This is a genomic window from Streptomyces sp. NPDC033180, assembly GCF_055577645.1.
The window spans coordinates 833,166-859,204 of sequence record NZ_JBVIPU010000002.1 but is presented as its reverse complement, the minus strand read 5'-3'; the positions used below and the strand labels follow the sequence as shown (position 1 = coordinate 859,204).

At 70.9% G+C, this 26,039-nt stretch carries 24 protein-coding genes; 9 read left to right on the top strand and 15 right to left on the bottom strand.

What is annotated here, in order from left to right; all coding sequences use genetic code 11:
* Positions 1 to 55 precede the first annotated feature (55 nt).
* Positions 56 to 583, top strand: coding sequence for an ester cyclase (locus tag ACZ5WE_RS10565; RefSeq protein WP_467683828.1), 528 nt, complete (start codon positions 56 to 58; stop codon positions 581 to 583).
* A 97-nt stretch (positions 584 to 680) separates the two neighbouring features.
* Here ACZ5WE_RS10565 and ACZ5WE_RS10560 read toward each other — a convergent pair whose 3' ends face one another.
* Positions 681 to 1,871, bottom strand: a complete 1,191-nt coding sequence (locus ACZ5WE_RS10560) for an MFS transporter (RefSeq protein ID WP_467683830.1) — start codon at positions 1,869 to 1,871, stop codon at positions 681 to 683.
* A 374-nt stretch (positions 1,872 to 2,245) separates the two neighbouring features.
* Here ACZ5WE_RS10560 and ACZ5WE_RS10555 point away from each other — a divergent pair, with 374 nt between their 5' ends.
* The gene (locus tag ACZ5WE_RS10555) at positions 2,246 to 3,478 is read left to right on the top strand and encodes an ROK family protein (RefSeq protein ID WP_467683832.1); all 1,233 of its coding nucleotides are present in this window, start codon (positions 2,246 to 2,248) and stop codon (positions 3,476 to 3,478) included.
* Here ACZ5WE_RS10555 and ACZ5WE_RS10550 read toward each other — a convergent pair.
* Together ACZ5WE_RS10550 and ACZ5WE_RS10545 are read right to left on the bottom strand one after the other, a co-directional pair.
* Positions 3,475 to 4,710, bottom strand: a complete 1,236-nt coding sequence (locus tag ACZ5WE_RS10550) for an MFS transporter (RefSeq protein WP_467683834.1) — start codon at positions 4,708 to 4,710, stop codon at positions 3,475 to 3,477. The genes ACZ5WE_RS10555 and ACZ5WE_RS10550 overlap by 4 nt on opposite strands.
* A 180-nt stretch (positions 4,711 to 4,890) precedes the next feature.
* Positions 4,891 to 5,487, bottom strand: coding sequence for a TetR/AcrR family transcriptional regulator (locus tag ACZ5WE_RS10545; protein WP_467683836.1), 597 nt, complete (start codon positions 5,485 to 5,487; stop codon positions 4,891 to 4,893).
* A 250-nt stretch (positions 5,488 to 5,737) separates the two neighbouring features.
* Here ACZ5WE_RS10545 and ACZ5WE_RS10540 point away from each other — a divergent pair, with 250 nt between their 5' ends.
* Positions 5,738 to 6,565 carry an alpha/beta fold hydrolase gene (locus ACZ5WE_RS10540; protein ID WP_467683838.1) on the top strand — a complete coding sequence of 276 codons (828 nt, stop codon included), beginning with the start codon at positions 5,738 to 5,740 and terminating at the stop codon, positions 6,563 to 6,565.
* Positions 6,566 to 6,626: 61 nt separating this feature from the next.
* On the opposite strand, the gene ACZ5WE_RS10535 is transcribed toward ACZ5WE_RS10540, so the two are convergent.
* From ACZ5WE_RS10535 to ACZ5WE_RS10520, 4 genes are read right to left on the bottom strand one after another with little or no spacing between them, the layout of a single operon-like run.
* On the bottom strand, positions 6,627 to 7,541 hold the full coding sequence (locus ACZ5WE_RS10535) for a phosphotriesterase family protein (protein ID WP_467683840.1): 915 nt from the start codon (positions 7,539 to 7,541) through the stop codon (positions 6,627 to 6,629).
* A complete protein-coding gene (locus ACZ5WE_RS10530) occupies positions 7,535 to 8,188 on the bottom strand; it encodes a DUF4865 family protein (RefSeq protein WP_467683842.1) in 654 nt (217 codons plus the stop codon). Before ACZ5WE_RS10530 ends, ACZ5WE_RS10535 begins: the two co-directional genes overlap by 7 nt.
* Before the next feature lie 19 nt (positions 8,189 to 8,207).
* Positions 8,208 to 8,627 carry a (R)-mandelonitrile lyase gene (locus ACZ5WE_RS10525; protein ID WP_467683843.1) on the bottom strand — a complete coding sequence of 140 codons (420 nt, stop codon included), beginning with the start codon at positions 8,625 to 8,627 and terminating at the stop codon, positions 8,208 to 8,210.
* Positions 8,628 to 8,642: 15 nt separating this feature from the next.
* A complete protein-coding gene (locus tag ACZ5WE_RS10520; protein ID WP_467683845.1) occupies positions 8,643 to 9,215 on the bottom strand; it encodes a TetR/AcrR family transcriptional regulator in 573 nt (190 codons plus the stop codon).
* A 320-nt stretch (positions 9,216 to 9,535) separates the two neighbouring features.
* Between ACZ5WE_RS10520 and ACZ5WE_RS10515 the strand changes: the two genes are divergently transcribed.
* The 3 genes from ACZ5WE_RS10515 to ACZ5WE_RS10505 are packed head-to-tail and all read left to right on the top strand — an operon-like array spanning position 9,536 to position 13,205.
* A complete protein-coding gene (locus ACZ5WE_RS10515) occupies positions 9,536 to 9,835 on the top strand; it encodes an SHOCT domain-containing protein (RefSeq protein ID WP_467683846.1) in 300 nt (99 codons plus the stop codon).
* Entirely contained in the window at positions 9,832 to 10,620 is a 789-nt protein-coding gene (locus ACZ5WE_RS10510; protein ID WP_467683848.1) for an ABC transporter ATP-binding protein, read from the top strand. The genes ACZ5WE_RS10515 and ACZ5WE_RS10510 overlap by 4 nt, the downstream gene beginning before the upstream one ends.
* A 14-nt stretch (positions 10,621 to 10,634) precedes the next feature.
* Positions 10,635 to 13,205, top strand: a complete 2,571-nt coding sequence (locus ACZ5WE_RS10505) for an ABC transporter permease (protein ID WP_467683850.1) — start codon at positions 10,635 to 10,637, stop codon at positions 13,203 to 13,205.
* 38 nt (positions 13,206 to 13,243) lie between these two features.
* On the opposite strand, the gene ACZ5WE_RS10500 is transcribed toward ACZ5WE_RS10505, so the two are convergent.
* Together ACZ5WE_RS10500 and ACZ5WE_RS10495 are read right to left on the bottom strand one after the other, a co-directional pair.
* Complete coding sequence (locus ACZ5WE_RS10500; protein ID WP_467683852.1) at positions 13,244 to 13,783, bottom strand: ATP-binding protein; 540 nt, start codon at positions 13,781 to 13,783, stop codon at positions 13,244 to 13,246.
* A 203-nt stretch (positions 13,784 to 13,986) separates the two neighbouring features.
* Positions 13,987 to 14,316, bottom strand: a complete 330-nt coding sequence (locus ACZ5WE_RS10495; RefSeq protein WP_467683854.1) for a hypothetical protein — start codon at positions 14,314 to 14,316, stop codon at positions 13,987 to 13,989.
* A 327-nt stretch (positions 14,317 to 14,643) separates the two neighbouring features.
* Here ACZ5WE_RS10495 and cds1 point away from each other — a divergent pair, with 327 nt between their 5' ends.
* On the top strand, positions 14,644 to 15,738 hold the full coding sequence (gene cds1, locus ACZ5WE_RS10490) for an L-cysteine desulfhydrase Cds1 (RefSeq protein ID WP_467685134.1): 1,095 nt from the start codon (positions 14,644 to 14,646) through the stop codon (positions 15,736 to 15,738).
* A gap of 24 nt (positions 15,739 to 15,762) precedes the next feature.
* Here cds1 and ACZ5WE_RS10485 read toward each other — a convergent pair whose 3' ends face one another.
* Positions 15,763 to 16,251, bottom strand: coding sequence for an SRPBCC family protein (locus tag ACZ5WE_RS10485; protein ID WP_467683856.1), 489 nt, complete (start codon positions 16,249 to 16,251; stop codon positions 15,763 to 15,765).
* Between the two features lie 64 nt (positions 16,252 to 16,315).
* On the bottom strand, positions 16,316 to 17,209 hold the full coding sequence (locus tag ACZ5WE_RS10480) for a DeoR/GlpR family DNA-binding transcription regulator (protein WP_467683858.1): 894 nt from the start codon (positions 17,207 to 17,209) through the stop codon (positions 16,316 to 16,318).
* A gap of 300 nt (positions 17,210 to 17,509) precedes the next feature.
* Between ACZ5WE_RS10480 and ACZ5WE_RS10475 the strand changes: the two genes are divergently transcribed.
* On the top strand, positions 17,510 to 19,813 hold the full coding sequence (locus ACZ5WE_RS10475; RefSeq protein WP_467685136.1) for a hypothetical protein: 2,304 nt from the start codon (positions 17,510 to 17,512) through the stop codon (positions 19,811 to 19,813).
* Here ACZ5WE_RS10475 and ACZ5WE_RS10470 read toward each other — a convergent pair.
* From ACZ5WE_RS10470 to ACZ5WE_RS10455, 4 genes are all read right to left on the bottom strand, one after another.
* Positions 19,773 to 22,184, bottom strand: a complete 2,412-nt coding sequence (locus tag ACZ5WE_RS10470; protein WP_467683860.1) for a right-handed parallel beta-helix repeat-containing protein — start codon at positions 22,182 to 22,184, stop codon at positions 19,773 to 19,775. The two genes, ACZ5WE_RS10475 and ACZ5WE_RS10470, sit on opposite strands and share 41 nt — an antisense overlap.
* A 175-nt stretch (positions 22,185 to 22,359) precedes the next feature.
* Positions 22,360 to 22,965, bottom strand: coding sequence for an Rv1733c family protein (locus ACZ5WE_RS10465; protein WP_467683862.1), 606 nt, complete (start codon positions 22,963 to 22,965; stop codon positions 22,360 to 22,362).
* Between the two features lie 161 nt (positions 22,966 to 23,126).
* Entirely contained in the window at positions 23,127 to 23,951 is an 825-nt protein-coding gene (locus ACZ5WE_RS10460; protein ID WP_467683863.1) for an MOSC domain-containing protein, read from the bottom strand.
* Positions 23,952 to 23,997: 46 nt separating this feature from the next.
* Positions 23,998 to 24,423, bottom strand: a complete 426-nt coding sequence (locus ACZ5WE_RS10455) for a DUF6643 family protein (RefSeq protein ID WP_467683865.1) — start codon at positions 24,421 to 24,423, stop codon at positions 23,998 to 24,000.
* 320 nt (positions 24,424 to 24,743) lie between these two features.
* Between ACZ5WE_RS10455 and ACZ5WE_RS10450 the strand changes: the two genes are divergently transcribed.
* The gene (locus ACZ5WE_RS10450) at positions 24,744 to 26,036 is read left to right on the top strand and encodes a TerD family protein (RefSeq protein ID WP_467683867.1); all 1,293 of its coding nucleotides are present in this window, start codon (positions 24,744 to 24,746) and stop codon (positions 26,034 to 26,036) included.
* The last annotated feature ends 3 nt before the right edge of the window (positions 26,037 to 26,039 follow it).

The window sequence follows — 26,039 nt, the reverse complement described above, 5'->3', positions numbered from 1 at the left end:
CCCGCAAGCGCCCCGACTTGACCTTGACGCAGCGGCAAGGTCTCTACTGAGAGCCATGCGGATCGGAGCGCACACCGCGCTCGTCGGGGCGATCTCCTTTGTCGGGGCGAACTCCTTTGGAGAGGACACTGAGATGGACACCACCGTCGAGATGGACACATCCGTCGAGAAGAACCTGACCCTGTTGCGCACGGCCTACCGGACGCTGGAGTGCGGCGATCTCGACGCGTGTGTCGAGATGCTGGCGGAGGCCTTCGTGGCCAACGTCCCCGGGGCCCCGGAGCCGCTGCACGGCCGGGAGATCTGGCGGTACGGGTCCCAGGGCATGCTGGAAGGTTTCCCCGACTTGAAGATCGATGTCGAGGACGCGTTCGGAGCCGATGACAAGGTGGTGGTACGGGTCCACGTCACCGGGACGCACGAGGGCACCTTCCAGGGCGTGGAGGCGACAGGCCGGCCGGTCAGCTTCCGGAGCATCGAGATCTACCGATTCGAGGGCGACAAGATCGCCGAGGAGTGGGTCGCGCCGGACATGATGGGCCTTATGCGGCAGATCTCGGCGGAGCCGGTCGGCCGTACGTAGGCCATGACGCTCGCACCGTCGGCGAAGGCACGGTGCAGGGCGCGGCCAAGACCTCATGGCCGCCGACCTGTTCGGCGAGCGCGGCACACGACGTCCGTCAGTGGCGGGTGGTGTAGCCGATGAGGGCGGCGAGTGCTGCGAGTACGGCGACGCTGGTGAGGGCTGTGGGCAGGGTGAACCAGTCGGCCATGAAGCCGATGGCGGGTGGGCCGAGGAGCATGCCGCCGTAGCCGAGGGTGGAGGCGGTGGCGACGCCGCTGGGTCCGGCGTGGGCTCCGGCGCGTTCGACGGCTACGGGGAAGATGTTGGCGAGTCCGAGCCCGGTGATGGCGAAGCCGATGAGGGCGAGCCAGACGGTGGGGGCGAGTGCGCCCAGGAGCATGCCGGCGGCGGCGGTGGTGCCGCCGGCGACGAGTATGGGGGTCTGGCCGAGGCGTTCGAGGAGGGTGGTTCCGCTGAGGCGGCCGATGGTCATGGCGAGCGCGAAGCAGGAGTAGCCGGCGGCGGCGATGCCGGGGTGGGCTGCCAGGTCCTGTTCGAGGTGGAGGGCGCCCCAGTCGGCGAGCGCTCCCTCGCCGAAGGCGGTGCAGAGCGCGATGAGGCCGAAGACGAGAACCAGGCCGCGGGTACGGCTGTCCAGGCGGCGGGGGGCGCTGTCCTCGCGGTGGACATCGCTGGGCGGGGCCGGAGGTTCGAGGCGCAGCAGAGTGCGTCCCGCGACGGCGGTGACGACCAGGCCGATCACGGTGAGGCCGAGCAGGTGGCGCGTGGGCGAGAGGGAGCCGGCGATGAGCCCGCCGAGCCCGGCGCCGACCATGCCGCCCAGGCTGAAGGCGGCGTGGAAGCTGGGCATGATGGGGCGCCGCAGGGCGGCCACCAGGTCTACGGCGGCGCTGTTCATCGCCACGTTGATCCCGCCGTAAGCGGCACCGAACACCAGGAGCACGAGCCCGAGCGAGAGTGCCGAGTGCGTCAGCGGCGGCAGCGCGATGCTCAGCGGCATCAGGACCCCGCAGGCCACGGTCACCGGATGGCTCCCGAAGCGGCGGCAGAGCCGTCCGGTGAGCGTCATCGTGATCACGGCACCGGCGGAGACCCCGAGCAGGGCGAGCCCGAGGTCGCTCGCCGAGGCGCCGGTCTGTTCCTTGATGGCGGGGATGCGGACGACCCATCCGGCGAAGATGAAGCCGTCGAGTGCGAAGAAGACGGTGAGTGCGACACGGAGCCGGGCAAGGCCCGGGGGAGTGGCCCGCGACGCTGCGGACGTGGTTTTGTTTAGTAGCGGCACAAAGTCAGGGTAGAGGTGCGCCCCCGTGGCGTACAAGACAGTTCCCGTGAGGCGGCGGTCACCGGTGGGTCCGGGCGGATTTCCGGGTGGAGTCCGGGCGGGGTCCGGGTGGAGTCCGGGTGGAGTCCGGGCGGGGCCGGGCGGGGTCCGGGTGGAGTCCGGGCGGGGCCGGGCGGGGTCCGGGTGGAGTCCGGGCGGAGGCCGGGCGGAGTGGCCTCGTGGGTCTCGTGCGGGAGGGCGCTCGTTGAGGTGGCGGGCGCGCGTGAGTGGGAGGTTCTCGTGAGGCGGCAGGGGAAGGGCAGGGAGATGGCGGTGCGCGTGCAGGTGACCACTGAACGGCGAGGCGGCGTACGGATCATGGGAGACTCGCCCTCATGAACGGCAAGGCTGCCTCCCGCACCGAGGGGGATCTGTCCACGCGCACGCGCCTGGAGCGAGGGCGCGGCGCGCTCGGTCCCGCTCTTGAGCTCGTCCACACCGGGCGTGCCCCGACCCGCGCCGTGCTCACCGCCGAACTCGGCGTCACCCGCGCCACGGCGGGCGCCGTCGCCGCCGAGCTGGAGGCGCTCGGTCTGATCAGGATCGACGCGAGGCCGAGCGCGCCCGCGGGTTCTCAAGGCCGCCCCTCGCACGGGCTTTCCATCGCGGGCGACGGCCCGGTGGCGCTCGCCGCGCAGGTGCACTCCGACGGTTTCCGGGCGGCGCTCGTCGGGCTCGGCGGCCGGATCGTCGCCACCGCGCCCGGCTGCGAGACGATCGACGCCGACCCGGCACAGGTGCTCGGCTCGGTCATCGACGCGGGTGCGCAACTGCTGCGGGAGACCGGCAGACGGTGTGTGGGCGCGGGCCTCGCCGTGCCCTCGGCCGTCGCCGCACCGGAGGGCACGGCGCTCAACCCGCTGCACCTGGCGTGGCCCGCCGGCTCGCAGGTCCGCCAGATCTTCGCCGACTGTGTACGGGACGCGGGGATCGCCGGGCCCGCGTTCGCCGCCAATGACGTCAACCTCGCCGCGCTCGCCGAGCACCGGCACGGCGCCGGGCGCGGCGCCCGCGATCTGCTGTGCGTCGCGACCGGACACCGGGGGGTCGGCGGCGCGCTCGTCCTCGACGGGCGCCTGCACACGGGGAGTTCGGGCCTCGCGCTCGAGGTCGGCCACCTCACGGTCAACCCGGAGGGACGCCCCTGCCACTGCGGCAGTCGGGGCTGCCTGGATGTCGAGACGGACCCGCTGGCCTTCCTCACCGCTGCGGGCCGCGAGCCGGGCCCCGAGGGGCTGTTGCTGCAGGCCCGCGAACTGCTCCGGGACGGGGGCGCGGACCCGGCGGTCCGTGCGGCGGCCGAGGAACTCATCGACCGCCTCGGCCTGGGGCTCGCGGGCCTGGTGAACATCCTCAACCCGGACCGCATCATCCTGGGCGGCCTGCACCGCGCGCTCCTTGAGGCCGACCCCGAGCGGCTGCGCGCCGTCGTCGCGGACCGGAGTCTGTGGGGACGCAGCGGCGGCGTACCGATCCTGGCCTGCACACTGGACCACAACAGCCTGGTGGGGGCCGCCGAGTTGGCCTGGCAGCCAGTGCTCGACGACCCCCTCGGGGCGCTGGGCTAGACGCGGGCGGATTCCTCCGTGGACGCGGCCGTGGCCGTGGCCGCGGCCGGGCGCGCGGGGGCAACTGCCGTGGCGGCAGGCGTGTTTCGGCCGTCGCGCAACCGCAGCAGATCGGGCAGCAGCGTGACCAGACCGAGGGCGGCGAGGGCGGCGCCGATCCAGAGCGGTGCCCGCAGACCGAACGTGTCGATGGCGGGTCCACCCACGGACGTCGCGATGATGATGCCGAGGGTGATGAACGAGGAGTGGACGGTGTTGACCAGCGGCCGTGCGTTGCCCGTGCGCTGGACGCGGGTGACCAGAGCCGGGTTCATGGTGACTCCGACCAGGCCGATGCCCATCATCAACACCACGGCAGCAACGCTCAGGTGGGCGAGTATGGCGAATCCGGCGAGGAAAGCCAGGTTGAGCAGCAGGCCGGTGAGCAGGACCGGCACAGTGCGCTTGTCGGCGAACCGGCCGACGATGGTGTTGCCGATGACGGTGGCCGCTCCGTACGCGATGAGCAGCAGCGGGACGGTGCCCGTGGAGAAACCGGTGACCTCGGTGAGGATCGGGTTGAGGTAGCTGAAGGCGGAGAACGTGGCGCCGATGATGAAGGTGCTTGTGGTGAGAGTGAGCCAGAGCCTGGGGTTGCGGAAGGCGCCCAGTTCGTGGCGCAGGTCGCCTCCGCCGTCGTCGGCGCGTTCCATGCGGGGCACCCCGGCCAGGGTGGCGAGCGCGGCGAGCACGGTCAGGCCGGTGATGGCCCAGAACGCGGCCCGCCAGCCCAGGTGTTCACCGATGACGGTGGAGAGCGGCAGTCCGAGGAGCGTGCCCAGCATCAGCCCGTTGAGGGCCACCGCGATGGCCCTGCCCCGGACTTCGGGTCGGGTGAGCTGCGCGCACAGGGAGATGGAGACGCCGAAGAAGGCCTGCGACGCGACACCCGTGATGACGCGGGCCACCAGCATGGTGCGGTAGTCCGGGGCCAGGGCGGCGAGGACGTTGCCTGCCAGGAAGATGCCGAACAGGACTATCAGGGCCGACTTCTGACGCATCTTCAGCAGAGCGATCGTGAGGAAGGGCCCGCCGAACGCCATCGCTGCGGCGAAGGCGGTGATCAGGTAGCCGACCTCCGGAATCGTGGCGTCGAGTCCGTCGGCCATTTGCGGCATGAGACCGGCGACCACGAACTCGCTGGTCACCATGGCGAAGATGCCGAGGGCCAGGAGATAGACGGCGCGGGGCATGAGGGCTCCTGTCGATGAGTTATGAACTGATCAGTGCAAAACATGGGCGTGCGAGAGCTCGGCTCGGGGTGAAGGGGTAGAGGTGATCGCAGGGGGCTGGCGAGGTGACCGGCGAGGCCGGCCAGGTCGGTGAGGTCAAGGAGGTCAGCGAGGTCAGCGAGCCCTGTGCGGCCGGCGAGGTCAGCGGGTCAAGGCGTCCAGGGCAGTATCGGCGATGCCCGTGAGAGCTGCGTGATCGGCGCCGCCCTGTGCGGCGATCCGCATGCCGCCGATGACGGCGTTCAGGAAACGGGCCAGGTCGCCCGCGTCCCGCGTGGAGGTGACGTCGCCGCCGCTCTGTCCCGCACGAATGACGGCGCCGATGGCGGCAAGCCGCACCGCGAGGTCGCGAGCGAGCATCTCGGCGGCCTCGGGGTCGCGCCCGGCGAGCTCCACTGTGGTGTTGACGGTCAGGCAGCCGATGCTGTGCCCGTCCTCGCGGCACTCGAACTCGGAGTCGACGATTCGGGTGAACAGGGCGCGAAGGCGCTCCATCGGGGGGCGCTCCGTGTCCTCCAGGATCTCGATCTGGATGGACGTCATGGAGTCCATGTAGCGGGCCAGGGCCCGCTGGAACAGTTCGTGCTTGCTGCTGAAGGTGTTGTAGATGCTGCTGCGGCCCAGGCCGGTGGCGTCACACAGGTCCTGGGTCGAGGTGGCCTCGTAGCCATTCGCCCAGAAGGCGTGCATCGCCGCGTCCAGGGCCCGCTCCTCGTCGAAGGTTCTCGGTCGGGCCATGTCGGTACCGTACAGGTTTTGGAACGCCCAGTGCAATACGCGTACGCCAAGGGAGCTAAGGGATCCACGGGGAGCCAAGGCATCCAAGGGAGTGAAGGGAGTTACCCCTTAACCACTTCTACTGGTAACGTCAATCACCAGGGGGAGAAGCAGGACGAGCAGCAGGGCATGTAAACGGAGCGGATTCCCCACCAGACGGAGCGGATTCCCCACCAGACGGAGCGGATTCCCAACCAGCGGGAGGTACCCAGTGACGTGGCACTTGGAGGAGAAGTTCGAGACGGCGGACGGTTACGTGAGGTGGGCGTCGTTCGGGGAGGGCGACCCGGTGGTCCTCCTGCACGGTTCGCCGTTCTCGTCGTACATCTGGCGCGAGATCGCCCCCGCCCTCGCCCGTACGCGCAAGGTCTACGTCTGGGATCTGCTCGGCTTCGGGCAGTCGGAGCAGCGGGAGGGGCAGGACGTCGGTCTGGCGGCGCAGGGAAGGATCTTCGCCCGCCTGCTCGCGCACTGGGGGCTGTCCCGCCCCAGCGTCGTCGCGCACGATGTGGGCGGGGCGGTGGCGTTGCGGGCGCTGCTCATCGAGGGCGCGGAGTTCGGGGACCTCACGCTGGTGGACGCGGTCGGTGGCGGTGCATGGGGGACGGGCTACTTCAAGCTCATCCGCGAGAACGCGCACGTCTTCGAGCAACTCCCCGACTACGCCCACGAGGCACTGGTGGCCAGCCACCTCCGCCACGCCACGCACACCGGCTACCGGCCGGGCGTGCTGGACGCGTACATCGACCCCTGGCGCGGCAAGGAAGGCCAGGCGGCCTTCTACCGCCAGTACCGCCAGTTCGAGCAGTCCCAGACGGACGAACTCGAGCCTCTCCTCGGCGGGGTGGCCGTGCCGACGCGCATCATCTGGGGCCGCGAAGACCGCCTGCTGCCAACGGAGTTCGCCGAGTTCCTCCGGTCACGCATCCCGCATGCCGAACTGACCTGGGTGGACGCCGCGGGCCACACCATCCAGGACGACGCACCCGCGCGGCTGCTCGCGCACTTGGCGGCGGGCTTCCACACCGCGAGCGTCTGAGCGGCCGGACGGTCCGGGGCGAGCGGCACGGAGTGGCGGCAGTGAAGCGATCAGCCGCTCTCTACGTCCACTCCACCGCGAACGCCCGTGCCGGATTCTCCCTCAGCATCCGTCCGACCACGGCTTCACCCACGGCGAGTTCGAGTCGTGGTCGTACCCTGCGCAGCAGGTGCGGCAGGCCTGGGCCGCCGTTCACCGCGCGGGCTGCGGCCGTTGTCGTGTCGCCGCCCAGGAGCAGTTGGTCAGCGAAGCCCGCCTCGGTCAGGGCCTGTACGGCTTCCGGCATGCGCCAGTCCGTGGCGTGGTTGGCGCGGGAGGGGCCGTCGAAGGCGAGGTACGCGCCTGCTTCGGCCGCCTGGTGGTGGATCGCGAGGTCGGGGGAGCGGTTCAGGTGACCCAGGATCAGGCGATTCGGTGGGACGTTCAACTCGCCGCACAGCAAGTCGATTACGTCCAGCGCGCCTGTGCCGAGTTCCAGGTGGACGGCGATGGGTGCGCCGGTCGCGTGGTGGGCCTCGGCCGCCGCTTCCATGGTCCAGCGGGCGTGCGCGTCCAGACCGTGGAACCCGCCCGCGACCTTGATCAGCCCTGCCCGCACGCCCGTGTCGGCGATGCCCTCGGTCACCTCCCGCACGAAGAGCTCCGCGAGCCCGTCCGTGCGGAGGCGGCCGAGCAACTCCGGTGCGTAGTTGGCCGCTTGATGGAGCCCCGTGGCCGCGACAATGCGTATGCCCGACAGCCGGGACAGCTCGGGCAGGTCGCCTGTGCGGCGCCCCATCCCGTGCGGTGTCCACTGGATCAGACTCTCGCCGCCGGCATCCCGGAAGGCTGCGAGCTCCTGCGCCCCCGACGTGAGCGAGTCCAGCTCCTGGCCGGGTAGTTGAGGGCTCGTCAGGAACAGGTGGTCGTGGGCGTCACAGGTGCCGAGGTCTGCCGGGGCCGTGTCTCCCAGGACCGTGCGAATCGCGTTCACCACTGCTGCCCCTTGGGGAGCAGATGTCGCTCCGGTGCGGACAGGTGCAGCACCTGGAACACATCGCCCTGCCCCTTGGGTGATGCGTGATCCCAGACGGAGAAGTGCAGTGCCTCCCACGTTCGCGGGTCGATGGCCGCGGCCGCGTAGATCGCTCCGTCCTGACGCGCCAACTGCTCTGCCTGGCTGACGAGTTCGGCGGCCAAGGAGCCGACGTGGGCCCCAGCGGGGATGCGCATGCGACGTCGTATCGCGGCCTTCGCGGTCTTCATTGCCTTCGCTGCATCCGCCGATTTCGCCGTCTTCGCCGTCTTCGCCGTCTTCGCGGACGAGGCGGCATCCGAGGCGACTCCCTCCACGAAAGCCAGACCCGTCCAGTGCTGCACCTCCGGTCGGCCGAAGTCGTCGACGATGCCCTGGAATCCTGGGCCCCAGAGGAACGAGTTCATGCCCTCGGGGGTGTTCCAGAGGTAGAACGGTGCGTACTGGTTGACGGGTGAGTCGTCGACGCCGCGTTCGCGGATCAGGTACGCCTTGGTCCCGAGCCCCGGGTAGTTGTCCAGCAGGTGGCCTTTGGTGGCGACCCTGTCGCGGATGACGGCCATGTCGTAGTCGGCCGGAAGCGTGATCTCGTACTGCATCGCATGCATGGTGGTTCGCTCCTCTGGATCAAGCCGCCGGGTACGCGTCTGCAGCCGCCGGGTACTCGTGCGCCCCCACGTGGGCGTCCCAATGCGTGGTCGTGCCGTCGTCCGTCGCCTCGACGACCGCCAGGTGCGTCATGAAGGTGCGGGGCGCGGCGCCGTGCCAGTGCCATTCATCCGGCTCGATCCAGACGGTGTCGCCCGCGCGGATCGTCTCCGCCTCTCCTCCCCTGCGCTGTACCAGGCCCTCGCCCTCCAGGACGTGCAGAACCTGGCCGTGCGGATGGCGGTGCCAGGCGGTGTGCGCTCCGGGGGCGAAGTGGACGTTGAACATCCGTAGCCGGGAGGGGGAGGGGGGTGCGGCGATCTCATCCAGCCATACCGTGCCGGTGAAGTTCTCGGCGGGGCCCGCCTGGCTGTCGGGGCGGTTGCGCGTGATGTGCACTTCTCTTCAAGTCCTTTACGGAGATGGGGTGGTGGCGGCGAAAAGGAGGGCGAGCAAGCCGCGTACGCCGGTGTCGAAAGCCGCGGGCGACCCCGAGGCGCGGGCCAGTACATAGCCGCCCTGGACCGTCGCGACAACCGTCGCCGCGATCGCCCGCGCGTCGAGCGTGGCCGCGAACTCGCCCCGCTGCTGGCCCTCTTCGACGATCCCGGCGACGCGGTCCCGCAGCCAGTCGAGCGTCTCGGTGACGGGCGCGCGCAGCTCGTCGCTCGTGATGACATCCGGGTCCATCGTGAGTCGTCCGACCGGGCAGCCGCGCAGGACGTCGCGCTCGCGCAGCAGATAAGCCTCGATGCGTTCGTACGCCGATCCTGTGCCGCCGAGCACGCCCTCGGCCGTGGCGCGCATTTCGTCCGCCGTGCGCCTGATGGCGGCGAGTGCCAGGTCGGGCTTCCCGGCGAAGTGGTGGTACATGCTGCCCTGCCCGGCGCCCGCGTGCTGCTGGATCGCCTTGGGGCTCGTGCCGACGTAACCGCGCTCCCACAGGAGTTCGCGGGTGGACTCGATCAGACGCTCCGGGGTGCTCATGCAGCTACTGTACATACTAGTAGGTACAGAGGTCTAGAGGCGCATGGGTCGATTGGTGCGCGCTGTACCCAACTCTGGGCTGCGCTCTGTACCTACCTATAGGTACAGACTCGGCCCGCCCCGGGAGCAGTCCCCGGGAGCCGCCCCGGGAACTGCCCCTGGGGGCACCCCCGGAAGCAGCCCCGCGGCCCCCACGTACTCCCGGAGTGGTACGCGCAGTGCCGCTGCCCGTACGACGACTCGGACCCCCTCGGAGCGCGAGTCTCGAGATATCGCACGAGACCCCGCACACAAGACACGCTCCCGAGGAGATGGACACCATGAACACCCTGGCTCACTTCGACGGCGGGCCCGGCCCGTGGATCCTGTTCTTCCCGCTCATCTGGGCGGCCGTCGTGATCGGCGGCATCACCCTCCTGCGCCGCACCGTGTGGCGTGGCCGCCGCGCACCGTGGCAGCGGGACGGCGCCGAGCGGAACGTACGCGTCGACGAGAACTCGCCCATCGCCGTGCTCGGCCGCCGGTTCGCATCCGGCGAGATCGACGAGGACGAGTACTGGCGGCGTCTGTCCGTCCTGAACGAGGAGTTCGGTCGCGCCTCCAAGGGTGGTGCGGCATGACCACCGCGACCGGACACCGAAGCGGCACCGCCACCGTCGACGCCGCGCGGGTCACCGAGGCCGTCAAGGTCTACGGCGGTGGCGACACCGCCGTGCGGGCCCTGGACGGGGTGAGCGTCGGCTTTCCCGCCGGACGCTTCACCGCGATCATGGGCCCGTCGGGCTCGGGCAAGTCCACCCTGATGCACTGTGCCGCGGGCCTCGACACCCTCACCTCGGGGTCCGCCCACATCGGCGACACCGAACTTGGCGCGCTCGACGACCGCCGTCTCACGCTGCTGCGCCGCGACCGCATCGGCTTCGTCTTCCAGGCCTTCAACCTGGTGCCGACGCTGACCGTCGCCGAGAACATCACGCTCCCGACGGACCTCGCGGGCAGGCGTGGTGACGGAGCGTCAGCCGAGTGGACCGACGCCCTCATCGATGTGGTGGGGCTGCGTGACCGGCTCCACCACCGGCCCGCCGAGCTCTCCGGCGGACAGCAGCAACGTGTTGCCGTGGCACGGGCGTTCGCGGGCCGGCCCGACGTCGTCTTCGCCGACGAGCCGACCGGCAACCTCGACTCGCGCTCCGGCGAGGAGGTCCTTGGCCTGCTCGGCCGCGCCGTACGGCAGATGGGCCGCACCGTCGTCATGGTCACCCACGACCCGGTGGCCGCGGCCCACGCCGACGAGGTCGTCTTCCTCGCCGACGGCCGCCTCGTGGACCGGATGGCGGAGCCGACCGCCGACAAGGTCCTCGACCGGCTCAAGGCCTTCGATGCCAAGGGGGCACCACCGTCATGAGTAGCACCTCTGTCATGAGTTCCCTCAGTTCCACCGCACGCATCAGCCTCTCCTCGCTGCGAGGCCACAAACGACGCTTCGCCGGTACGTTCCTCGCGGTCATGCTCGGTGTCGCCTTCCTGGCGGGCACGCTCGTCATGGGCGACACCCTGCGCGGCAGCTTCGACACGATGTTCGGCAACGCGACGAGCGGCACCGACGCCGTCGTCCGCAGCGCCGACACCATCACCACACCCGACGACAGCCAGGGCACCCGGCAGCCCGTCAAGACCTCGCTCGTCGAGAGGATCGAGCAGACCGACGGCGTCGTCGCCGCCGCGCCCAGCATCCAGGGCGCGGGCCAGCTCCTCGGCAAGGACCGGGAGCCCATCGGCGGCGAAGGCCCGCCCACCCTCGCCGGCAACTGGATCGACGACAAAGAGCTGAACGCCTACCAGCTGGCCGACGGCCGCGCCCCCGCCAGGTCCGGCGAGGTCGTCGTCAACCGTGGCGCCGCCGAATCCGGCGACCTGAGGATCGGCGACACGACCACGCTGCGCACCCCCGACCCCGTCCAGGTGACGATCGTGGGCCTCGCGACCTTCGGCGGCGAGGACGGCATGGCGCAGACCACCTTCACCGGCATGACGCAGGCCGACGCCGAGAAGTACCTCACGCCGAAGCCCGGTGAGGCCGCGACCATCCAGGTGCGGGCCGGGCCCGGCGTGAGCGAGCAGGAACTCGTCGACGCGCTGAGTCCCGTACTGCCCAGGGGAGTTGAGGCGATCACCGGCGAGGCGTCGGCGGCGGAGAACACCGAGAACATCTCCGGCCAGTTCCTGACGCTCTTCACCAGCTTCCTGCTGGTCTTCTCCGGGATTGCGCTGCTTGTCGCCACCTTCAGCATCCACAACACCTTCGCGATCGTCGTCGCCCAGCGCACCCGCGAGAACGCCCTCCTGCGCGCACTCGGCGCCTCGCGCCGCCAGGTCACCGCGGCCACCCTGGTCGAGGCGAGCGTGGTCGCCGTGGCCGCGTCCGTCGCGGGCCTCGCGGGTGGCATCGGGATCGCGGCCGGGCTCCAGGCACTCTTCCCGGCCATCGGGTTCCCCTTCCCCGAGGGCGACTTGGTGATCAGCGGCCTGTCGATGCTGCTACCGCTCGCCGTCGGCATCGTGGTCTGTCTGGGCTCCGCCCTGCTGCCCGCCGTACGCGCCGGTCGCACCGCACCGCTGGCGGCGCTGCGCGAGACCGCCGTCGACCACTCCGGAGCCTCGCGGACGCGCGCCGTCGCGGGTGCGCTGCTCGCGCTCGCCGCCGTGGGCCTCTCGCTGACCGGCGTCCTGGTCAGCCCGTCCGTGTGGCTGGCCGGAGCCGGGGCGGTCCTCGCGCTCGTCGCGTTCGTGGTACTCGGTCCGGTCGCTTCCTCGCGAGCGGTACGTATTCTCGGCGGGCCCCTCGACCGGATGCGCGGCGTCACGGGCGGACTCGCCCGGCGCAACGCCCTGCGCAGCCCCAAGCGGACCGCCGCCACCGCGAGCGCCCTGATGATCGGCGTCGCCGTCGTCTCGCTCTTCACGGTCTTCGGCGCCTCCCTGAAGGCGACCATGGACCAGACGGTGAACCGTTCCTTCGCCGGCGACCTCGCCATCAGCACCCCCGGCTTCGGCGCGGGCGGCAGCGGGCTCAGCCCCAAGCTGGCCCCGGCGCTCGCCGAGCAGTCGGAGGTCGCGACCGCGGTCGGCCTCGGCAAGGGCGCGGCGGAGGTCGACGGTGAGGGGCGGGCCCTGACGGTCACCGACCCGGGCCCCTTCGCCAAGTCCTTCGACCTCGGCAAGGTCGAGGGGTCCCTTGACGGCCTCGGCACCAACGGCATCGCGATCACCCGCGCGGAGGCCGAGAAGCAGGACCTCGAGGTCGGCTCCAAGACCGAGCTGGCCTTCGCCGACGGAAAGAAGGCCACCTTCACCGTCCGTGCGCTGTACGGCCTGTCGGAGCTCGCGGGGGACTACGTCGTCACCCGCGAGGCCTGGGCACCGCACCGCATGCAGGACGCCGACAGCCTCGTCTCCGTCAGCTTCAAGGACGGCGTGAGCGCGGACGACGGCAAGGCCGCGGTCTCCAAGGTCGCCCAGGAGTACGGCAATCCCGATGTGCAGACCCGAGGTGAGTACGCGCAGTCCGCGGCGGGCGGCATCGACATGATGCTCACGCTGGTCTACGCCCTGCTCGCGCTCGCGGTCCTGATCGCTCTGCTCGGCATCGCCAACACGCTGACTCTGGCCATTCACGAACGGACCCGTGAGCTCGGCCTGTTGCGTGCCGTCGGACAGACCAGGGCGCAGCTGCGGGCCATGGTCCGCTGGGAGTCGGTGCTGGTCGCCGCCTTCGGTACGGCCGGTGGCCTGGTGCTCGGCGGCTTCCTCGGCTGGGTGCTCGTCAAGGCCTCGGACGGCGCGACGAGCAGTGCTTTCGCGTTCGCGGTGCCACCCGTTCAGCTTGCGGTGGTCGTCCTGGTGGGCCTGACGGCGGGAGCCCTCGCGGGTCTGCGCCCGGCACGACGGGCCGCACGCCTGGACGTGCTGCGTGCCATCGCCACCGAGTGACGTAGCACGCCCGCCCCGCGGGGCCTGTCACCGCCCGGTCAGCCGACAACGGCCGACCGGGCGGGAGCATGTCCGGGCGCGTGCCCGTCGGCGAGGGACCGCGGTCCGGCGCCCAGGTCCGCGAAGGGGCCCGTGGTGGCCGCGCCGTACGCCGGGAATGCGGGCGCGAGTGCGCCGACGGGTGTAGGGGCCGGGAGAGTGAACCAGACGACCTTGCCCGTATCGCCGTCGGGGCGTACCCCCCAGCTCTCGCTGACGGCGGCGACCATGGCGAGGCCGCGGCCACAGGTCGCGAACGCCTCGGCGTCGTGGACCTCGGGCAGGCGGGGGTCGTGGTCGTGCACGGAGACCGTGAGGCGGTCGAGCAGCAGCTCGATCTCCACAGTGCACGCCTTGTCCGGCTGTGCGTGCCGGTGCACGTTGGTCAGGAGCTCGGTCACACCGAGCGCGGCCTGGTCTATCAACGGATCGAGATGCCAGTAGCGCAACTGCGCCGATACGATTCTGCGTACCTGGCCGATCCGCGACGGCAGAGCCTGAAGCTCCACCGTGCAATACCTGCTTGGCTGGCTGATCACGGCTGCGACTCCCCGAATTGCGGTCCGGAAGAAGACGACGATCGGATCCAGCAGCGGCCGCGGGGTCTGCCGGCTGCTGTTCGCGGCCGGCGGGCTGGTTCGCAGCGTCATCGCCGGTGAACCCAGAGTGATGTGTGACCAGAGTGACTCAGGGGGTGCGGGCGTGCAACTCGCGCCACCCCGGCCGGGTGCGCGATGGCTCCTCAGGCGTGCGCCCTGTTGCCTTTGGCCCTGCGTACCGCGTCGATGAACCTGCGCACCGTGGGCGGTCCCGATTTGCCGGGCGCGGGCTCGTGATCGGCGAGGGTGAGTCGATAGCGCGTGCCGTTCAGTTCGGCAAGGGCGCGGTCGTCGGCGGCGAACCATGGCTTGCCGGCCCGCACCGTCTGCACCGGCGCGCTGTCGATCTCGCTGCCGTAACTGGTCAGCAGCTCGAACCTGCCGTCGGTGATACGGATTTGACCCGCCCGGGTGAGGGAGCGCAGTCGTCGTCCGATCCGCACGCCTGTGGCCGTGAACTCCGGCTCCGCCATGACGTTCCGCCCCCTTGAGCTTCGATATGTCGTCCGTACGGGACCGCCTTCCCGTGCGGTGCAGTCTGCACGCATGAGAAGGCGAGCACCAGTGCGTATGGAGACGCGGTCACCAGTGGACCACGTTTCCTCCCCAGTGTGCCGCGCCTCGGTGCCCACCGACTGCGCCAGGTGTGGCTTTGAGGTGCTCAAAGGTGTGTTTATGCAGGTGAGAAGCGTGTGGAAGGTGCCTATGATCGAGGCGTCCGGCCCGCTCCGAGCGCGGCCAGGTTGACGCCAAGGAGCCGCGCGGTGAGCACCACACAGCAGGATCAAGCCGACGAGCCGATGACCACGCTCGACGTGGACCGCAGCGACGCGGAGTACCGGGCCTGGCTCAAAGAAGCCGTACGCAAAGTGCAGGCGGATGCCAACCGTTCCGCCGACACGCACCTGTTGCGCTTCCCGCTGCCGGAACAGTGGGGCATCGACCTGTATCTCAAGGATGAGTCGACCCACCCGACGGGCAGCCTCAAACACCGCCTCGCCCGCTCGCTCTTCCTCTACGGCCTGTGCAACGGCTGGATCCGGCCAGGACGGCCGGTCATCGAGGCCTCCAGCGGCTCGACAGCCGTCTCCGAGGCGTACTTCGCGAAGCTGGTCGGGGTGCCCTTCATCGCGGTGATGCCGCGCACGACCAGCGCCGAGAAGGGCCGACTGATCGAATTCCACGGCGGCCAGTGTCACTTCGTGGACGACTCACGCACGATGTACGCCGAGTCGGCCGCCCTCGCCGTCGAGACCGGCGGCCACTACATGGACCAGTTCACCTACGCGGAACGGGCGACGGACTGGCGAGGGAACAACAACATCGCCGAGTCGATCTACCAGCAGATGAGGCTGGAACGCTACCCGGAGCCCGCGTGGATCGTCGCCACGGCGGGCACGGGCGGCACATCGGCGACCATCGCCCGCTACGTCCACTACATGCAGCACGACACCCGGCTCTGCGTCGCCGACCCCGAGAACTCGTGCTTCTTCGACGGCTGGACCAACCACGATCCGGACGCCACCAGCGACTGCGGCTCCCGCATCGAGGGCATCGGCAGGCCGCGCATGGAGCCCAGCTTCGTGCCCGGCGCGATCGACCGCATGATGAAGGTGCCGGACGCGGCGAGTGTCGCCGCCGTGCGCGCCCTGGAGCAGGCGATCGGCCGCAAGGCGGGCGGCTCGACCGGCACCGGTCTGTGGAGCTCCCTGAAGATCGTCGCCGAGATGGTGGCCGAGGGTCGCACGGGCAGTGTCGTCACGCTCATCTGCGACCCGGGCGACCGCTATCTGGACAAGTACTACTCGGACGCGTGGCTGGCCGAACAGGGGCTGGACATCACGCCGTACGCGGCTGCCATCAAGTCCCTTCTGGCGAACGGCACGTGGACCTAGAAACCCGCAACGGCCGCACAGGGGTCAGGCGTTGGCCGCCGCCAGACGTCGGTCCAGGGCCGTGACGGCGTCGCGGAAGGCCCGGCCCATGCCCGCCCTGCCGAGCTTCAGGAAGAATCGGAAGGGCGCGGCGCCGTCCGCGGCGAACGTCCACTGCACGCGGGTGCCGGTCCCGGCCGGGGTGAGCCGCCACTCCTCGAGCAGGGCGCGCAGGCCCGGGGCGTTCGTCTCGTCGACGCGGTAGGCGTACCGCTCCGGCGCGTCCGTCGCGACGACCGTCTCCCAGAAGCGCGTGCCGCCCTTGAGCCGGACCTCGCGGCCCTTGCTGCCGTCCGCGCCGTCGGTGGGCCGGCACAGCGTGACCGCCGTGAACCACTCGGGCCAGCCGGCCATGTCGTCGGCGAGCGCGCGGTACACCGCCTCCGGGGAGGCGCTCACCTCGCGTGCGAAGACCAGACGCAGCGGAGCGGACTCGGTGAACTCGAGCCCCACGGGCCTCAGTCGGCGTGCCATCGAACTCAGCCCCCAAGCGGGATCGGGTCGTTGACCGGGCACGGACACCATAGCTGGCGGTCCGTCAGATGTCTGCGGTGCTCCCGGTGTTCCCCGCCTGCCCAACGCTCTCGTCCTGCTCACCCTGCTCGTCGGCCCCCGGCTCCTCGCGCTCGCCCGTGACCACCAGGCGCCGCAGACGCTCGGAGATCTCCACCCGTGCCTGAGCGGGCAGACCCGCATCCGTCACCAGTGTGTCGACCTGATCCAGGGTGGCGAACGAACTGAGGCCCACCGTGCCCCACTTGGTGTGGTCGGCGACCACGATGACCCGCCGCGCCGACTGCACCAGACGCCGGTTGGTCTCCGCCTCCGCGAGGTTCGGCGTGGACAGGCCGGCCTTTGCCGAAATGCCGTGCACACCCAGGAAGAGCACATCGAAGTGCAGGGCGCCGATCGCCTGGTCGGCGACCGGGCCGACCAGCGAGTCCGACGGAGTGCGCACACCGCCCGTGAGGACGACGGTGGCCGCTCCCTGACGCCGGCCCGAGGTGCGCTGCGCGGAGTGGAAGACGTCCGCGACGCGCACCGAGTTCGTCACCACCGTCAAGTCCGGCACGTCCAGGAGGTGGTGGGCCAGCGCGTACGTCGTCGTGCCGCCGGAGAGCGCGATCGCCGTGCCCGGCGCCACCAGGGAGGCCGCGGTGCGCGCGATGTCCTCCTTGGCGTTCAGCTCCAGGCCCGACTTGGCCTCGAACCCCGGCTCGTGCGTGCTCGCCTCCACCACCGGGACGGCGCCGCCGTGCACCTTCTCCAGCACGCCCTGGCGGGCGAGGGCGTCGAGATCGCGGCGGACCGTCATGTCCGACACACCCAGCTTGCGGGTCAGTTCATTGACACGGACCCCGCCCCTGCGGCGTACCTCATCGAGGATCAAGGCGCGGCGCTGCTCCGCGAGGAGGTTCTGATTCTCACTCACGTCCGTCCCGGCCCTTCTGCCTCGTCACACCCGTCGCGCCTGTCCATGGCGCTGCCTCATCCTCGCATGTGCCACCGACAGGCGGCCCACCGCCCGAGTCCGTGCGCTCACCCGGAACGGGGAGATTACGTGACGGTGGGTGTGGACAGGGCGTGGAGTGGAGATCCTTCCTCCCTGACCACGCGCACGTTCGGGGGAACACGCGCACATCGGGGGAAGCGAACAGTGGCAGCTGAGCACAGAGAAGAGACGGCTCTCGAACTCCTCGTCCACGGAGTGGGGGGCACCACACCCGAAGAGATGCTGGGCGACCCCAGGACCGTCCGCGTCTCCGGCGACGGGACGGCGGCCGTGTTCCGCCGCACCGAGGACGCCGACGCCGAGAAGCGCCCGGACGACTACCGGGGCAAGCCGGTACCGGAGGCGTACGTCTGGTGCAACCTGACCTCGGGGAACGGCTCGCGGGCCCTGTGGCTCCTGCTGCTGCCGTTCATGGTGGTCAACCTCGCGCACTGGATGCGCCCCACCTCGCGGCGCATGCGCAAGACCGTCCGCATGTACGGCCTTCTGGTGCGCCTGACCGGACTCACCCTCACCGTCCTGCTCGTCGCCGCCGCCTGTGAGGTCGCCATCGACCTGACGGCCTGGCAGTGCGCCGGCATTCCCGCGTGCTCCGCCGACCGTTCCTGGCTCGGCTTCCTGGCGACCGACGCCTCCGGAAACGGCGGATGGTGGAGCCAGCCGGGACGCCGCCTCGCCTTCGCCGCCCTGCTGCCCGCCGCCCTCACCGGGCTGCTCTGGTACCTGTCCCAGCGCACCTGGAGCGCATACGAGTCCCAGACGCCGCTGCCCCACCAGGCCGACCCGGAGGAGGAGGCCGGACGCACCGCGCTCGGCAAGCCCGGCTTCTGGTACGGGCGCCGTCTCGTGGCCCGGCTGCGTGCCGCGCACACAGCCGCCGGGTTCCTCACGGTGGCCGCCGCGGTCGGCACCTCGGCCGCGCGCCACGACCGGCGCACCGGCGGGCCCGCGCTGCTCGATGCCGTCGGTTGGATCCTGGATGTGACGCTCGTCCTGGGCGGCGCCTTCGTCGTCCTGGTGGTCTGGCGCAGGGGCCGCAGCGAGAACAAGCTGGACCGGCACCTCGACGAGAAACTGATCCGCAGGCTGCCCCTGGGCGCGCTCACCCTGCTCGTCCTGACTCTCCTGTACGCAGGGTGGTCTCGCCCCGACTGGACCTCCGAGGGCAGGCTGCCGGGCAACGCGACCTTCGGAGCCATCGCCCTCGGCCAAGGGCTCCTTGTCATCGCCCTCGCGGTGGTCGCCCGCGTCCTCTACCGCACGGCACCCGACCCGCGCACCGCCCTGCGGGGCTTCGCGGGACCCGCGGTCGCGATGCTGTCCTGCGCGCTCGGCGGTGTGATGTCCGGCGGCGGTGCCCAGCGCGTCGCCGACTGGCTCGACGGCGCGGGGGAGCCCGGCTCCGGCGGCACCATCGACGGCCCACCCGTGCTCCTGACCTGGCAGGCGTCCGTGATCCCGCCCCTCCTCGTGGTCCTCGCGGCGCTCTGCGGCTGGCTCGGCGTCCGCACCTGGCGGCGGGCACGCCGCGACCGCGCGACCATCCCGCTCGAATACCCGGGCGAGCCGAAGGACACGGCCCGCAGCCGCCGCATCGCGGGCACGCGCGCGCGTGCCGCCCTCACCGACCGTGCTCCGCTGCTTGTGGGCATCACGTCGGCGGCGACGCTGCTGCTCGGCGCGGGTGCGCTCGTCGGCGCCTGGGCCAGTGAGAGAGTACCGAGCGAGGCCGCGCAGGGGCTGCCCCTGTTCTTCGAAGGGGCTGCCGAGACCTCGCAGGCGCTCGGCTCCTGGCTGATCGGCTTCGGCTTCATATTGTTCGTGACGTGGGGCCGCCGCGCCTACCGCGATCCGTCCGCACGCCGCACCATCGGCATCCTGTGGGACGTCGGCACCTTCTGGCCGCGTGCCGCCCACCCCTTCGCCCCGCCCTGCTACGCCGAGCGTGCCGTCCCCGACCTCACCTGGCGCATGCACACCTGGACCCGCGCGACGCGCGCCACGGGCGGCAGGCTCGTCATCTCCGGGCACTCGCAGGGCAGCGTCCTGGCCGCCGCCGCTGCCTGGCAGTTGTGGCCATCCGTCCGCAAGCGGGTCGCCCTCCTCACGTACGGCTCACCTCTGGAGCGCCTCTACGGACGGTGGTTCCCGGCCCACTTCGGTCCGGCCGCCCTCAGCTCCCTGCACCGCGAAGTCGACTGCTGGCGGAACCTCCATCGCACCACCGACCCCATCGGCGGCCCCGTCCGGGTCCTGCCCGACGGGGACGGGCCGCAGGTCGACCGCGACGCCCTCAAGGACCCCCTGGTCTACGGCCGCACGGAGGAACACCCGCTGCCCGCACCGATCCTGGGCCACGGGGACTACCAAGCCGATCCCGCCTTCGCCGAGGAACGCGCCCGGCTGCTCGCCCGCCTCAAGCCCGCGGTGCCCGCCCCACGCCCGCAGACCGCCGATGGAGCTGCCGGGCCCGCCGCGACGGTCACGGCAACTCCGGCAGATCCTCCGGATACAGCAGGGTGAGGTCGTCCGTGCTCGGCTCGTCGAACTGGGCGACGCGCCCCGCGTGCCGCTCCACCATCGCCTCGAACGTCTGGCGCGCGGTGCGGCCGTTGCCGAAGGCGGGGCCCTTCGGAAGTGCCGTGAAGTACTTCAGGAGGGCCTCGCCCGTCCCCGTGTCCAGGCGGTACTCGTGCTCGTCGGCCTGCTGCTCGACGATCCGCAGCAGTTCCTCGGGGGAGTAGTCGCCGAAGGTGATGGTCCGTGAGAAGCGGGACGCCACACCGGGGTTGACGGAAAGGAAGCGCTTCATCTCCGCCGTGTAGCCCGCGACGATCACCACCACCGCCTCACGGTGGTCCTCCATCAGCTTGACCAGCGTGTCGATGGCCTCGCGGCCGAAGTCACGCCCGGAGTCCTCGGGCGAAAGCGCGTACGCCTCGTCGATGAACAGCACACCGCCGCGCGCCCGGTCGAACGCCTCCTGGGTGCGGATCGCCGTCGACCCGATGTGCTCGCCCACCAGGTCGACCCGCGACACCTCGACCAGATGCCCGCTCTCCAGGACACCGAGCGACGCCAGGATCTCGCCGTACAGCCGAGCCACGGTCGTCTTGCCGGTGCCGGGGGAGCCGGTGAACACCAGATGGCGGCGCACGGAAGCGGCCTTGAGGCCCGCGAGTTGTCTGCGCCGCCCCACCTCGATCATGTCGGTGAGGGCGCGCACCTCGCGCTTGACGCTGTCCAGGCCGACCAGCGCGTCGAGTTCACCGAGCACGTCCTTCGAGGAACGGGACGGCGGCTCGGGGACCGTGTTCTTCGAGGGTGCCTGGTCCGTTCGCTGCCCGGGGATCGCGCCGAGCAGCCCCACGGACTGCGTGGCCGTCTGCGGGGCGGCCTCCTGCGCCGTGGCCGCGGTCCGTACCCCGCCGCTCTCGTCGCTGGTGCAGTCCTCGACGAGCGGGCCGTCCTCCGCGAACTCGAAGCCGCCGCGTGCGCACCGTTCCGTACGGCACTTCTTCAGCGTCGTACGGCAACCGTCGATGACGTGGAAGCCGTAGCCACCGCTGTCGGTCACCCGGCAGCCGTGCAGGCTGCCGCGGCCGCCCGCCGAGACGTAGAAACCCGCCTCCGCGGGTGAAGTGACCGTGCAGCGCTCGATGGTGGGGTCGGCGCCCTTGGTGACGATGACGCCCGTCTGGACGCCGTCGACCGTGCAGTTGGCCAGGGTGCCGCCACTGCCGTGGTCGCGGAACCACGCGCCGGTGGCGGCGTCGCGGATGCGGCAGTCGTCCAGCTGCGCCGTGGCGCCGTCGCTCACGGACACCGCCGTGTTGCGCACCTGGGAGAGATCGCTGTCGACGACGTCGGCACGTGAACCGCGGTCGAGGACGAACAGCGCGTCCGGCACGTCGTGCACCCGGCAGGACTCCAGGACGACCGTCGCGCCGTCGCTGACCCAGACCGCGGGGTAGTCGCCCGTGCTGTCGTGGATCTCGCACTGGTTGGCGTCCACACGCGTGCCCGGGTCCCACACCGAGAGGCCGTTGCGCCCGAACTGCCGCACGGTGGAACGGGTCAGGGTCAGGACCGAGCGGGAACGCAGATCGATCGCGTTCTCCGGGATGTCGTGGATGCGGCAGTCGGCGAGCGTGAGCACGGCGTCCGTGTCGAGCGTGACGCCGTCCGATGTCGTGCGGTGCACGTCGCAGTCCGTCAGGTGCGCCGCGGCCCGGCCGGTGATCTGCACGCCCGAGCCCTTGACCTCGTACACCTCGCAGCCGATCGCCTCGAGCCCCGAGTGCTCACCGGTCACCGAGAGCCCCGCGCCGGACGCGTGATGCACCCGGCAGCGCTCGAAACGGGGGTGCGCGCCGCCGCGCACGGCGATGCCCGACTGCCCGGCGGAGACGACCTCGCACTCCTCGAAGACGCCGCCGCCACCGTCGAGCACGGCGATGCCGATGCCGCCGGGGTTGTCGACCGTGCAGCGCCGCACGGTCGGGCGCGCTCCGCCGCGCACCTCGATGCCGGTCGCGGAACGTGTCACCACGCGCACGTCGACGAGTTCGGGCGCCCCGTCCTCGATGAGCAGCGCGGGCGCGGCGGAGTCCTGGCCCTCGACGTGCAGGTCCTGCACCACGGCGGACGACCGGACGGTGAGCGGCACCCCGTCCGAGGGCGCGATGCGCACGGAGCCGGGTGAACCCTCGGGGCCGCGCAGCGTCACCGTCCGCTGGACGACGAGATTCTCGCGGTACGTGCCGGGGGCGATGGTGAGGACGTCCCCGTCGCTCGCGGCCTCCAAGGCGGCAGCGAGCGATACGTACTCACCCGTGCGGCGCCGCCACCGCGAGGTGCCGGTGTGCGTCACCTGGACCGTGCCCTGTGCCATGGAGTTGCTCTGCCCCCACCTTGTCGTACGCGGGACCTCACGACCTCGCGCAAGGCGCCGAAGAGTTCGGCCGGTCCACCGTAGCGCGCGCGGCGAGGGCGAGTTGACCCGATCGCCAGGCTCTCACCTGGTCATCGCCGGTCTCTCACCGGTCCGAAGGCTCGGCCTCGGCGTCTCAGGAGCCGGTGCCGGTCCGTCCCCAGTCCGGCCCTGCCTTGTCCCACGCCTGGTCCCAGCGGTCGTAGCGCCGCAGGACGATCCGCCAGACCACGAGTCGCCTGGCCCCTTCGACGAGTCCGGCGACCGCCACGGCGGCACCTATTCCGGCCAGTGCCGCGTGCGTGCTCGCGGTCGCGTCGTCCAGCGGGCGGCCGACCACCTGGCCGCGCTCGTCCGTCCAGAGCCGGAAGCGGTCGCCCGGGTCGGGGGACTGGAGGGCGGCGACCACCGTGCCGGAGTGTGCCGTGCCGTCCGGAGCGGTCCACTCGGCGAGTACACGGCTGTGCCGGTCGCGCGCGGACGACGTCTCGGGGTCGGGGTCGACCGGGGGTCCGGAGACCTTCTTCACGACCGTGCCGGTGACTTCGTGACGCACCTCGTGCTGTTCGCGCACCGACCGCAGCAGGGTGTCCCGCGAGGCACCGCCGATCGCGAAGCCGGCCAGCGGCGCGGCGACGGCGATGAGCAGCACGGCCGCACAGGCCACCCAGGCTTCGACGAGGTCGGTTTTCCGGCGCAGCGGATTGTGCCGCCAGCGCCAGAGTCCGACGAGTGCTCGCACAGTCCTGCACCCCCTTCCGCCTTCCGCGTCCGTCATAACCGCGTACGGCACGGATCACGCGTCGACGGGGAGAAGAGAGAGGCAGATCACCCTTCTCATCCCCGCTCAACGTCCGTGCCGGGCCTTCGAGTTCCCCTCCCCGCGGACCTTCAACCGACCCGTCAGCCGAGGACGGTGAACGGGTCGCCGATCCGGACCGATCCGGTCGTTTCCGGCACCAGATTCTGGCCGAAGACCAGCTGGTCCCCGAAGCGGCGGTGCTTGGCGAGCGTCCGCAGCGGCTCCTTGCCGCGCTCCGCGCTGCGCTGGTCGGTGGTGGTCACGACGCAGCGACCGCACTTCTTGGCCACCCGGAAGGTGACGTCGCCGATCGCGACGCGCGACCAGTCGTCCTCCGCCCAGGGTGCCGTCCCGTCCACGACCACATTCGGCCGGAAACGGTTCATGGGGAGCGGCCCCTCGTCGGAGTGATCGCCCTGCGCGATGAGCGAGTTCAGGGCGTCGAGGGAGGAGAGCGTGGTCAGGAGCAGCGGATACCCGTCGGCGAAGGAGACGGTCTCGCCCTCCTCGGCGTACGCGGGGTCGATGGGGCGCCGGGTGGCGGGGTCGTCGAGGTGGACGAGCCGGACGTCCGTGTCCAGATAGGCGCTGAGCCAGGCGTGCGCCGCCGCGTCGGCGGGCACCGCCTCGACCTTGTCCTTCCAGATCTCCACCGTGACGGTCTCGCCGGAGGGCGGCACGGCGACCGTCAGCGGCTCCCGGCCGGGCGCGGACATGCGTATGCCGCCGCCGGGCAGGAGCTCGGCGGCGGCCAACGCCAGCCTCGGATGCGGCCGTTGCGTAATGATTCGTCCCGCGCTGTCGACCAGCATCCACCGTCGGTCACCCGCGAGCCCCCAGGGCTCGACGACGGCCTCACGCGGAGCGTGTCCCCCGACCGCCTTGAGCGGGTAGAAGTGGATCGAGTGCAGCGCTGGATTCGGCATGCCGCCATCCTGCCAGCAGCCACTGACAGGGACGCATGCGGGCGAGTCAGTAGCCGCGGTAGGGGCGGTTGTACGGATCCTCGTACGTCGCCGGGGCGGGACGGGGTGCCGCGGGGCGCATGGCCTCGTAGCCCGTTCCGGCCGGGGGGCGCTGTTGTTGCTGGGGGCCCGGGTAGCCGCGCGGCGCCGAGGGCTGCTGCGGGATGTACGGCGCGGGCGCCTGCTGCAGCGGAGCGGGCTGCTGCGCGTAGCCGTACGCGGGGTTGTGGTGGGACGGGGCCGCCGGCAGGGCGGGCAGGGCGGCTGCCGGGAGCGCGGGCAGGTGACTGCCCGTGTCGTACGCGGAGGGGACCCGGATCGGGGCGATCTGAGGAGTACCCCGCTCGGCGACAAGGGAGTCGTAGATCGGAGTGTCCGGGAAGGACGGCGCGGAGTAGTAACCGCCGCCATAGGTGGAGCGGGGGGAGGTCATGACACATAAGTTAAGCCCTTGATGTGCTGGTTGGGGAGACCGATAAGAGGGTTGTTTTACGTGTCGGTAGTGACCTGGCATCCCCAATGCGAGCGAACTTAGGAAAAATCGGTCGCGCGACGGTGTAGGGATCCTGTAAAAGCCGAGCTCCGTACGGGTTACCGGCGGTTGACGCACGGTTGACGAGAAGGCCGTGCGGCGGGGGTGTCGGCGATGGACATGGGCCTCCCGGGGGTCCGGGTAATAGGTTGGTCATGAACGGGACGGCGGCCCGGCCGGAAGTGGCGGCTTGCGATGCGAACTTGTGATGCGAACTTGTGATGGGGGCGGACATGACAATGCCTAAAGGATCGAATGTTCCCGTGCCGGCACCTGCCGTGCGGGTCGAATTGGGATGGGCTTCAGGAGCCGGGGTGCCGGACGCCGACGCGTCGGCTCTGTTGCTGGCCACTTCCGGAAAGGTCCGCTCGGACGACGACTTCGTCTTCTACAACCAGGCGGTCCACTCCTCCGGTGCGGTGCGCCACGAGGGCAAGAAGGCCGACGGCGGCCGGGTGACCGACGCGCTCGTGGTCGACCTCGCGCGCGTGGAGCCCGCCGTCGAGACCGTGGTGCTCGCCGCCTCGACGGACGGCGGAACCTTCGGGCAGATCCCCGGCCTGTTCATCCGGGTCGTCGACGCGGCGAACGGCGCCGAGATCGCGCGCTACGACAGCGAGGACGCCACCGTGGAGACGGCGTTCGTCCTCGGCGAGCTCTACCGCCGCCAGGGCGCGTGGAAGTTCCGTGCCGTCGGACAGGGGTACGGCAGCGGGCTCCAGGGCCTTGCCACCGACTACGGGATCTCGGTGGACGAACCGCAGCAGGCGCAGGCGCCCGCTCCGGCCGCGGTACAGCCTCCCGCGGCTCCCGCGACCCCGGTTCAGGCCCCGCCGCCACCCCAGGCGCCCGCCGCCGCCCCCGCGGGCCAGCCCGTGCGCCTCACCAAGGTCACGCTCACCAAGGACGCGCCCTCCGTCTCGCTCACCAAGCAGGGCGGCACATCAGGCGCGATGCGCGTGAACCTCAACTGGGAGGTGCGCAAGCAGTTCAAGGGCTGGGCCAGCAAGCTCGGCCGGGCCGTGGCGATGCACGCGGACCTCGACCTGGACCTGTGCGCCCTGTACGAACTGGCCGACGGCCGCAAGGGTGTCGTCCAGGCGCTCGGCAACGCCTTCGGATCCCTTGACCAGCCCCCGTACCTGCTGCTCGACGGCGACGACCGCACCGGAGCCGTGTCCAGCGGCGAGAACCTCACGGTCAATCTCGACCACATCAAGGACTTCAAGCGCATCGTCATCTTCGTGACGATCTACGAAGGAGCGCGCAGCTTCGCCGACCTGAACGCCACGGTCACCCTGCAGCCGCAGCACGGCGCCTCCATCGACTTCTCGCTGGACGAGTGCACGGTGCCCTCCACGGTGTGCGCGCTGGCACTGATCACGAACAACAACGGCGACCTCTTCGTCCAGCGCGAGGCCCGCTACCTGGTGCCCGAGCGCGGCGTGAGCCCGCAGCGCACCATCGACTACGCGTACGAGTGGGGCATGAACTGGACGCCCGGCAGGAAGTAACCG

Coding starts and splice junctions, on each gene's coding strand:
- ACZ5WE_RS10565 (WP_467683828.1), top strand. CDS start 56: ATGCGGATCGGAGCGCACACCGCGCTCGTCGGGGCGATCTCCTTTGTC.
- ACZ5WE_RS10555 (WP_467683832.1), top strand. CDS start 2,246: ATGAACGGCAAGGCTGCCTCCCGCACCGAGGGGGATCTGTCCACGCGC.
- ACZ5WE_RS10550 (WP_467683834.1), bottom strand. CDS start 4,710: ATGCCCCGCGCCGTCTATCTCCTGGCCCTCGGCATCTTCGCCATGGTG.
- ACZ5WE_RS10545 (WP_467683836.1), bottom strand. CDS start 5,487: ATGGCCCGACCGAGAACCTTCGACGAGGAGCGGGCCCTGGACGCGGCG.
- ACZ5WE_RS10530 (WP_467683842.1), bottom strand. CDS start 8,188: ATGCATGCGATGCAGTACGAGATCACGCTTCCGGCCGACTACGACATG.
- ACZ5WE_RS10520 (WP_467683845.1), bottom strand. CDS start 9,215: ATGAGCACCCCGGAGCGTCTGATCGAGTCCACCCGCGAACTCCTGTGG.
- ACZ5WE_RS10515 (WP_467683846.1), top strand. CDS start 9,536: ATGAACACCCTGGCTCACTTCGACGGCGGGCCCGGCCCGTGGATCCTG.
- ACZ5WE_RS10510 (WP_467683848.1), top strand. CDS start 9,832: ATGACCACCGCGACCGGACACCGAAGCGGCACCGCCACCGTCGACGCC.
- ACZ5WE_RS10505 (WP_467683850.1), top strand. CDS start 10,635: ATGAGTTCCCTCAGTTCCACCGCACGCATCAGCCTCTCCTCGCTGCGA.
- ACZ5WE_RS10495 (WP_467683854.1), bottom strand. CDS start 14,316: ATGGCGGAGCCGGAGTTCACGGCCACAGGCGTGCGGATCGGACGACGA.
- cds1 (WP_467685134.1), top strand. CDS start 14,644: ATGACCACGCTCGACGTGGACCGCAGCGACGCGGAGTACCGGGCCTGG.
- ACZ5WE_RS10485 (WP_467683856.1), bottom strand. CDS start 16,251: ATGGCACGCCGACTGAGGCCCGTGGGGCTCGAGTTCACCGAGTCCGCT.
- ACZ5WE_RS10475 (WP_467685136.1), top strand. CDS start 17,510: ATGCTGGGCGACCCCAGGACCGTCCGCGTCTCCGGCGACGGGACGGCG.
- ACZ5WE_RS10470 (WP_467683860.1), bottom strand. CDS start 22,184: ATGGCACAGGGCACGGTCCAGGTGACGCACACCGGCACCTCGCGGTGG.
- ACZ5WE_RS10460 (WP_467683863.1), bottom strand. CDS start 23,951: ATGCCGAATCCAGCGCTGCACTCGATCCACTTCTACCCGCTCAAGGCG.
- ACZ5WE_RS10455 (WP_467683865.1), bottom strand. CDS start 24,423: ATGACCTCCCCCCGCTCCACCTATGGCGGCGGTTACTACTCCGCGCCG.
- ACZ5WE_RS10450 (WP_467683867.1), top strand. CDS start 24,744: ATGGGGGCGGACATGACAATGCCTAAAGGATCGAATGTTCCCGTGCCG.